This is a genomic window from Flavobacteriales bacterium (genome assembly GCA_020435415.1).
In the GTDB taxonomy this organism is placed as follows: Bacteria; Bacteroidota; Bacteroidia; order JACJYZ01; family JACJYZ01; genus JACJYZ01.
The window spans coordinates 21,338-28,624 of sequence record JAGQZQ010000038.1 but is presented as its reverse complement, the minus strand read 5'-3'; the positions used below and the strand labels follow the sequence as shown (position 1 = coordinate 28,624).

Here is a 7,287-nt window from a genome sequence, read left to right as displayed (position 1 = left end):
CATGAATCCGGTAGAGCTTTACAAATATGTATCCGGCAACGACGCCCCGGCTCAATTGGTGGAAGCATACGAAGCCACGGTAAAAAATCATACGCCTGCCGACAGGTTTGAAAAAGAGTTGATCGGAGAAGCACAGTCAGAAAACACACCGCAAATGAGTGCTACCACCTTCCAAAACAATTATTGCTACAGCGGATGGGACTACCTCTATTGCTGGGTAAACAGAACCGGCACCAGCTACGTGCAGAACTACAAATTCTCTATGCACGCCAACTCTTCACCTTATCGCGGAACCATCCGCCACAGACTGAGATACAAGAGCTGGGGTTCATGGCACACCGTTCGTGACTTTGTTGTATTGCAAAATCAAGTAAGTTATATCTACTCCTCCGGTACATGGAGAACCAGGGAATCAAAAGTATTTGAGGCCAGCGGCGATGGTTATCACCATAGCATCCGCGGCACCAATTAATGGCGATTAGGGAGCTCAGGCAAAAGGCATCCCGTCTACGGACGGGATGCCTTTTGTTGTTTATGTAAGCCTCCCTCCCGCTTATGTGCCTGAATCAACCGTTGTTTGTGCGAGATGAACAAGTGGTTAGTTAATTCGGAGACACCCCGTCCATCCCTTCTACTTTTGACTCGTCGATAAGGCAAAAGCCTGCATCGGTTAACAGAATGCGTATTTCAGGGAGAAGTCCGAACACCCGTAAAATAGTAGGACACCATTTAAATTCAACATCAATGAAAATGCTCACAAAATCCGTCTCCGCCCTATGTGCTGTTTATGGCATCATGCTCTTTTCAGCTTGTGAGAAAGAAGCCATCGAACAAACCAACCCCATGAATCTTTCTGTAAAGGAGCAAAACAGGAACCAGCAGATCGAAGGGGAATCTCTTATTGCAAGTCTGGATCTCGGCGCGAAAGGTTTTATCAACTTCTCTCGTCTGGATGATGGCGAACTTATCGTATCAGGCGTAGTAAGCACAGAAGGTGTGCTCCCCAACGTTAATGAACAATTGCCACCTGCCGACCTGTACACACTTGTCTCAGGCAAGGAAGCACCCAAAGCGTTGATTGAGGCTTATGAAGAAGTCATGAGCAAATACTCCACCCAGGGGGAAGTCAGGAAAGACCAGACAGCAGAAGGTGTAATTGAAAACACACCGCTTATGAGTTCAGGTACTTTTAAAGACAAGTACTGTCCACAGAATTGGGATTATCTGTACTGTTGGACAAACCGCACGGGAACAAGTTACGTGGAAGCCTATAAGTATTCCATGCACTCGCATGCATCTCCATACAGAGGATCTGTTCGTCATCGTCTGAGGTATAAGAGCTTCGGATCATGGAAACTGGTGCGTGACTACGTCACCGAAGTAGGTGAAACCACTTTATTCTCATGCTACGGTCCGCTCAGAAGAACCCGGGAATCAAAAGTATTCGAGGCCAGTGGCGATGGTTATCACCACAGCATATACGGCACCAATTAAAGCGATCAGGGGTTTACGCAAAGGCATCCCGTCTACGGACGGGATGCCTTTTTATTTTTAGGAAACAGTTGAGATCGTTGAACGAGAATCTTTAGGTGGCAAGAGCCGTCTCAGGAACAAACTGCGCCCCGAAATCCCGCAGTGTTCTGACATGTGAATGCAGCGCCATACCCAGGGTCCGGTAATCATTGTATGGTAGCCCGAACTCCTCGGCAGTCGCTTTAACGATAGGTGCAAGTTCCGGATAATGAATGTGACATATCTTGGGAAACAGGTGATGCTCCACCTGAAAATTGAGTCCGCCAACCAAAAAGGTCACCAGTTTGCTGCCTCGGGCGAAGTCGGCCGTGGTGTACATCTGATGTGCTGCCCAACTTCTTTCCAGGTCATTGTTCTCTTTGGGGACAGGGAATTGTGCTTTTTCAACCACATGTGCCAACTGGAAAACAATGGAAAGCACCAGACCTTCTACCATATGAAGCACCACAAACCCCAGGGCAATGTGATACCAGGGCCTGTCGATAAAGTAGATGGGCAGGGCCAGGAACAAGATATAATACAACAGCTTATATCCGATAAGGCGGAGAAATTCACTGGTGGGATGTTTGCGACCACTTGCCGCTTTGAAATCCTCCCGGAAAAAATTAGCATAATCCCTGATGAACACCCACGACAAGGTAGCCAGAGGATAAAGCAGGAAGGCGTATATATACTGGTACCTGTGAATCTTCAGAAGCTCTTTGGTCGGCTCAATGCGAAGAATCTTCACTTGCATGATGTCATCATCATGTCCGGCCACATTCGTAAATGTATGGTGGATCATGTTGTGTTTGATCTTCCAGAGAAAATCATTTGCCCCGACCACATTGAAAGTAAGTCCGAGCCATTTATTCACGCGTGAATTCGGAGAGAAAGAACCATGCACGGCATCATGCGCAATGTTGAATCCAAGAAGGGCCGTGAGAAAACCATTAAACCCAGCATTGACCAACAACAACCATCCCGGCAGATCAGCATAAAAGAGTCCGTAGGACAGTAGAAAACATGAGATCAGAAATATGGCTTTCCGCCACATAGCACCGTTACCATAGGTTGGGATGCCTTCTTTCTGAAACCACTCGCTAACACGCTGACGAAGCACATGAAAAAAATCGTCTTTCTGGCTACCGCCGAAACCCGGCCTTTCCACCGGCTTACGCTCACTTACTTGTGTCATTCAACTATCCTTTTGGGGGTAAAACGCCTCAAAGTTAAGCTTTCTGCCTCAATGCAGGTGTTATTTTTTAGTGCATTCGGCAAACAAGCAGGGTAGGGCCATGAAAACATTCTGTATGTCATTTTCCCGGGATATCCTACATCCCATCATCAAATTTCAGCTCATCTTTCTTTTTGGTCTTCAGGTCCCTGCCGAAATGCCAGCTACATCCGACAAACACGATTTGGGAGCGCCGGTCGTATTTCACCGTTTGATCCAACACCTGACTGTGTACCTCATGCATCCACCTCAAAGTATGGAACACGTCTGATGCCGTGATCACCAATGACAGTTTTCCCTTCAACATTTCTTTCTTCAGTCCCGCATTAAATACAGTGTATCCCAGAAAACGGCCTTGTGGAGTCAATGAAGGTGCACGGTACCTTCCTGTCCATTGGATCATCCATTGTTTCGCCAGCTCAATGTTGTTACTGACTTGCACATGCCAGGTCCAGGTTGACAGGCTGTTTCCATATCCGAGGTTGGATGCATCAATCTCATTATAGAACACCGAGCTGTTGAAATTGATCAACCATCGTTTTATGGGTCTGCCCTGCACAAGAAATTCAAGGCCGGCCGCCCGTTCCGATGAGATGTTATCATAGGTCGTCATCAGCAGAGAGTCCTTTACCGGCACAACAACTTCAGCAAATGCATCGAAGGTATAACGGTAGAACAATGTCGGAATCAAGGTGACCTTATCTCCTTTACGTTGGACACCCGCTTCCAGAGAATGAATCTGTTCCGGCCGGAGCAAGGGATTCCCGGATTCAAAATTGCGGGGATCTGAATACACGGGGAATGGATTGAGTTCATCGCCATCCGCACGGTTTACCCTGCGGCTGTAATTCACTTGTGCTTCAACTTTGTCATTCACCTCGTAACTCAAATGGAGTGTTGGGTAAACTTTTAAATAGCGATTCAACGTCACTGAATCCAGACTGAATAATGTCGCACGAAGAAAAGATTGTTCGATCCTCAACCCGGTCATCACCTGTAGCTCTTTCAATGGAAAGCCGAAGGTCCCGTACAGTGCATGTTGCTGCTGAACCACGCGGAAATAGCTATACTTCTCCGGATCACCCACCCACTGACCGGAAGAAGTATCCATGTGCATGCCGCTGTTCCGGATATCATCCCGAAACCCTATGCCTTCATATCCTGCCTCCAGTTCACCCTCTTCACCAACCGGCCGGTGAAAATCGAAAGCGGCCTCCAGTTGTTTGCCATTCTTCAGCAATCGTAAACTTCTATCTGCATTGAACACATCAGGGAAATGGTACTGTTCATTATATTCATGGGTCTCCAGTTCATGGTAGGTCGCCACATTTACTTCCGCGGATATGCCGTGGTCTTCCTTTTTCAGATCGTGCTCAAAGGCGACACTGGCTTCTGCCTCGGACTCATCTTCCAAGCCATCCTGATTGGTAAGATAGTCCAGGGTAACCTCATGAAGCATGTCACTTGTGCGGATGTCAAAAACCATGGGGCGGTTCATGATTCGACGGTAAGCGTTACCTTGAATACTGAGACTGGTCTTGTTATCAGGCTTGAATTCCATCCCGCCGTTGACCATGGTTGCGAAGGATTTATAATCACGCACCGCATGACGTTCATAGAAACTTTCCACCTGTCCGAGGCTATCCATATACGTGCGCTGATCCGTTATACTTCCAGGCCTCTTGTCCCACCGCAGACCGCAACCTGCAAAGGCTGTCATCTTACCTTTGGTGATGCCGAGGTTGAGATTGGTATTGTACCTGTCGCCATTGCCTGCATTCACCAGCCAGGTGCCCTGAACGCCATCGGTCTTCTCTTCTTTGAGCACGATGTTGATGATGCCCGCTGAACCATCAGGTTTATATTTGGCGGACGGATTGGTGATCACCTCTATCCGTTCGATGCTGGATGCGGGAATCTGCTGCAGCGCCGCCGCCGGGTTGCTTCTTAATAAAGCGGACGGGCGACCGTTGATAAAGTAAGTCACATTGCCGGATCCCCTGAGGCTTACATTGCCTTCCACATCCACGGATACCGAGGGTACATTTTCAAGGACCTCCGTGGCAGAACCATTGTTGGATTGCAGATCCTTGCCCACATTATACACCTTCCTATCCAGGGCCAGTTCATAAGTAGATTTTTCTCCGACGATCTCGGTTTCACCCAGGGAAATGCTCGTCTGCCTGATATGCATATCGCCCAGGTCCACAACTCCGGTTGTTTCCTTTACATCAAATGGCGCAACAACAAGCTGCTCATATCCGATGAAGGAAACGACAAGAAAATAGCTGCCGGGCTTGACATCCGGGATCACAAACACCCCCTGGTTATTTGTAACAGTACCTCCCCGTTGAATACTGTCGGGAAGATCTACCAGCACAACGTTTACAAATGGAATGATTTCGGAGGTAGTCTCCTCCCGAATCGTTCCCTGCACGGACACACCTGACTGGTTATCCATGGCAGCCATAGGATGAGCCACAAACAACAACGGCACAAAGACATGAAGAATTCTGAGCATCCGCATCATGGATCATTTTAAAACAAATGTCCGCACGGATTCTGAAGTAAATCTGAACATCGCGTTCAGAAGTCTACCGTAAATACATGGATTGAAGATCCATCATAGCGATAACCGAGTCGATAACCCATCACATCACAAATCTTCTTTGCAATCGCAAGGCCCAGGCCGAGGGAAGATGACGACGGATCTTTCTTATAAAACCTTGTGAAAAGTAATTCCGGATCCATGGCATCGGGCGCACCGGTATTCATCACCATGAATTGCTTGCTATCAAGGTTGATCTTTAACACGCCATTCGATACTCCATGTTTGATGGCGTTGCCGATGAGATTGGAGAAAAGCACATCGGCAAGCGTGGTGTGCATGCTCAATTCGACTTTTTCGTCGAGTGCGACTTCCGTTTGTAATGATTTCCCATTGATCAGTTCTTCATATGTTTTCATCATGTCCCGGATCAATGGGGCGGGATGGATCGCGGCATGCGCTGTAAACTGGCGGTTTTCGATCTTCGTCAATAACAACAACGCCTGGTTCAGACGGCTCAGGCGATGTGCGGCCTCACGGATCACACTCAGGTCGGAAGCCTGACGCTCATCCAGTCCGGAGGATTGCATCATACCTTCCAGTTTTGAAAGGATGATGGCCAGGGGTGTTTGGATTTCGTGGGAAGCATTCTCGGAAAATTCTTTCAGATTAGCGTATGATGCTTCGACACGACGTGTCAGTGTTTCCAATGCCGATTGCAATTCCTTAAACTCTGCAACTCGTGTGAGTTGGGGAGAGAACTGTTCAGGCACCGTAATGTCATACGCTTTCATTCCCGACAATAATTCATAGAACGGTTTCCACAATTTTCTGGCCACCAGCCACTGAAAAAGAATGATCATTACCAGGGTACATCCGAATAACCATAGGATCAACTCTGTGATCCTTTCTCCCAGATCATCTGTCTCCAATAGCGATACCGCCAGCATGATCCGGTAGTGGCGGTCGTTCACTGTTACGAAACTGACCAGCCTGCGATATGGCAATGCCTCCCTGTCGCCATCAACATAAGTAACCTCTATGACCGTATCTCTGATATCATCTTTTGCATGAACAGGGTTTTCGAGGGGGGTGATTTGTATACGTTTATCCAGCATGGCATACGCGGGTACCTCTACCGTTTGCGGCTCCAGGTGCCGGATCACCCATTCCTTTTCCTGCGTGAGGCGTTCGTCCATTTCCTCATGCATCAGGTCATCAAGGGCAAACCACAAACCGACGCCTCCCAGTGCAAACGCCAATGCACTGATGGCTGCATACCACAGGGTATTGATGGTCAGAAGTTTCATTTGCTTTTGAATTGATATCCCATGCCATAAACGGTTTTGATATAATCACCGGCACCGGATTCTATCAGTTTTTTTCTAAGATTTTTGATGTGTGTGTACAGGAAATCAAAATGGTCGGCAAGGTCGATCTGATCTCCCCAGATATGTTCTGCAAGCGCTTCTTTGCCAATGACCCGTCCCTGATTTACCATGAAATAATATAAGATGCCGTATTCTTTCGGCGTAAGTACAACTTCCCTATCGAGTACACAAACTTCACGGGAATCCGGACGAATGGTGATTTCGTTGAACACAAGTTCCTGCGCCCCCTTGAGTTGCCTGCGTCTGAGCAGCGACTTGACCCTCGCATTCAATTCTGAAAGATGAAAGGGTTTGGTGAGGTAGTCATCGGCACCCAGGTCCAGGCCTTTTACTCTATCATCCAGGGAATCCCGGGCAGAGAGGATGATGATGCCTGTATCGGGGTGTTCCGACTTCATCACGGGAATAAGGTCCAGACCGTTGCCTCCTGGTAGGGTCAGGTCCAGCAAAACACAATCATACTGATAAACACCCGCCTTTTCCCGGGCTACGGAATAGTCCGGAGCAATCTCACAAACGTAACCTTCTTCTTCAAGGTAGTTCAATACGGTGTTACGCAGATCGACCTCATCTTCTATGATCAGAATTTTCACGAATCT

At 47.9% G+C, this 7,287-nt stretch carries 6 protein-coding genes; 2 read left to right on the top strand and 4 right to left on the bottom strand.

The features are described 5' to 3' along the window. The coding region (locus KDD36_08045) for a hypothetical protein (GenBank protein MCB0396588.1) at positions 1–472 on the top strand (472 nt) is incomplete at its 5' end. 272 nt (positions 473–744) lie between these two features. Next, entirely contained in the window at positions 745–1,494 is a 750-nt protein-coding gene (locus tag KDD36_08040; GenBank protein MCB0396587.1) for a hypothetical protein, read from the top strand. A 91-nt stretch (positions 1,495–1,585) separates the two neighbouring features. Here the strand turns inward: KDD36_08040 and KDD36_08035 are convergent, their stop codons facing one another. The 4 genes from KDD36_08035 to KDD36_08020 form a co-directional block, all read right to left on the bottom strand. Next, the gene (locus tag KDD36_08035) at positions 1,586–2,710 is read right to left on the bottom strand and encodes an acyl-CoA desaturase (GenBank protein MCB0396586.1); all 1,125 of its coding nucleotides are present in this window, start codon (positions 2,708–2,710) and stop codon (positions 1,586–1,588) included. A gap of 136 nt (positions 2,711–2,846) precedes the next feature. Further along, the gene (locus KDD36_08030; protein ID MCB0396585.1) at positions 2,847–5,279 is read right to left on the bottom strand and encodes a TonB-dependent receptor; all 2,433 of its coding nucleotides are present in this window, start codon (positions 5,277–5,279) and stop codon (positions 2,847–2,849) included. Between the two features lie 56 nt (positions 5,280–5,335). Continuing rightward, a complete protein-coding gene (locus KDD36_08025) occupies positions 5,336–6,607 on the bottom strand; it encodes a HAMP domain-containing histidine kinase (GenBank protein MCB0396584.1) in 1,272 nt (423 codons plus the stop codon). Continuing rightward, the gene (locus tag KDD36_08020) at positions 6,604–7,281 is read right to left on the bottom strand and encodes a response regulator transcription factor (GenBank protein MCB0396583.1); all 678 of its coding nucleotides are present in this window, start codon (positions 7,279–7,281) and stop codon (positions 6,604–6,606) included. The genes KDD36_08025 and KDD36_08020 overlap by 4 nt, the downstream gene beginning before the upstream one ends. Between the last annotated feature and the right edge of the window lie 6 nt (positions 7,282–7,287).

Coding starts and splice junctions, on each gene's coding strand:
- KDD36_08040 (MCB0396587.1), top strand. CDS start 745: ATGAAAATGCTCACAAAATCCGTCTCCGCCCTATGTGCTGTTTATGGC.
- KDD36_08035 (MCB0396586.1), bottom strand. CDS start 2,710: ATGACACAAGTAAGTGAGCGTAAGCCGGTGGAAAGGCCGGGTTTCGGC.
- KDD36_08030 (MCB0396585.1), bottom strand. CDS start 5,279: ATGATGCGGATGCTCAGAATTCTTCATGTCTTTGTGCCGTTGTTGTTT.
- KDD36_08025 (MCB0396584.1), bottom strand. CDS start 6,607: ATGAAACTTCTGACCATCAATACCCTGTGGTATGCAGCCATCAGTGCA.